This window comes from Photobacterium sp. WH77, from assembly GCF_022014395.1.
Lineage (GTDB): Bacteria > Pseudomonadota > Gammaproteobacteria > Enterobacterales > Vibrionaceae > Photobacterium > Photobacterium arenosum.
On sequence record NZ_JAKLTE010000045.1, the window covers coordinates 1 to 1,508 of the forward strand.

At 45.5% G+C, this 1,508-nt stretch carries 1 protein-coding gene and 2 pseudogenes; all 3 read left to right on the forward strand.

What is annotated here, in order from left to right; genetic code table 11:
* On the forward strand, positions 1–183 hold a 183-nt coding region (locus tag L6J37_RS21145), incomplete at its 5' end, for a hypothetical protein (RefSeq protein WP_237796512.1).
* 101 nt (positions 184–284) lie between these two features.
* Positions 285–470 (forward strand): annotated as a pseudogene (locus L6J37_RS21150) (IS66 family transposase); the annotation flags it as partial.
* A 340-nt stretch (positions 471–810) separates the two neighbouring features.
* Positions 811–1,508: pseudogene (locus L6J37_RS21155) on the forward strand (hypothetical protein); the annotation flags it as partial.

Consider the following 1,508-nt stretch of genomic DNA (forward strand, 5'->3'; position numbering starts at 1 on the left):
CTTCCATCACTAATAGCTGTAAGGCTTGGCGTTTATTCCAAGAGTAAAGTGCAGGACGCGTGGCGGTTAGTAAAAATATTCTTTCGCCCTAATCAAAAAAAACAACCATTAAGGGGGAATTACATGGCTCTGCGAAGTAAGCAACTAGTGATTCAGATATTAATGCAGCTTTACAACATCTAAACTCGTTACCTAATACCGTGACTGCGACAATGCCTAAATCATGGGCTAAACAAACATTTTGGAATGGCTGCAAAAATCGCTTCCTAAAAAAATTCAGTACGGGGTCAGTTTTGATGTTGCAACGCACCAGCTCCCACCGGGGAGAGCAGTTCCGCTCGCGGGTTCTGTCGGTGGTCGAAACCTGCAAGAAACGCGGGATGTCAGCGCTAGATACCATCAGCGATATAGTGACGGCTGTTAACCGAAAGCAACCGTATCCGGATGTGTTCGGGCTGGCTACTGGCTAGTCAATGCCCCACTGGTGAATGGTTACGTATTTATTGCCCAATGAAATATTGATTGCATCAGTAAAATACACTGTTATTCCGCACAATACCCATCCGATACCCGACATCTCGCTCATTTAATATTGAATAGTTAATATACAATAAGTAGCATCTTGAATGCACGAATGATAACCATGACCTTCTTTGTGGTATTTAAAGTGTATTGCTTCAAATAAGTTTAAATAACAATCATTATTATCAATAAGCTGGTTGGGTTATTAATAATAGTGTGAACTTCGTTATTCATGTTTTAAGAAGAAATAACAACACCTAACATAGAAAATAAGTCTGGAGTGACATTATGAATGTCTTACGATCTATCATTTACTTATCGCTTGCCGGCTATATGTCGGCTCCGTTTGCTGCTGAGGCGAGCTTTGCCCCTATAGTGGTTGGGGCGCCATATGAAGATAGCTTAGCTTCGCAGCCAGGGTCAGATTCTGCGCCCAATTCTGGCGCGGTTTACCTCAAATGGAAAACGCTACAAGGACAACTCGGTACTGCGCTCATTAAAGCTCCCAATGCAGAAAGTTCAGATAAGTTCGGCGAAGCGGCCATTCTATCCGGGAACAATCAAGTTTTGGTGGTCGGTGCGCCAGGCGAATCGGGCTGTGGGGCCAATGTTGGGGCGACCGAACACGCCAACCTCATTGGCACCAACAGCAGAGTTACTTGTTTCTCGTATGGGATGGAAAGTAATGCAGATTCTGGTCAGCCATTAGATTCCGTCTCCATTGGCGCGGCCTATATATTCGAAGGGCAGGGGGAGTTTGCAAACAACAGTCAGTTTGAAACAAGTGCAGGTCATAAGTTGCTTGATTTTACCACTTACATCAAAGCGCCTAACCCCAGCCTTTGGGATAACTTTGGCGGTGTGGTCCACATCAGTGGTGATGGCAATACCATCGCTATTGCCGCAACAGGAGAAGACAACTGCGGCATCGGTGTTGGAGGCACGGGCGTCAATCCGAATCAGCGTCTAGGTGGTCACTCGGTCTG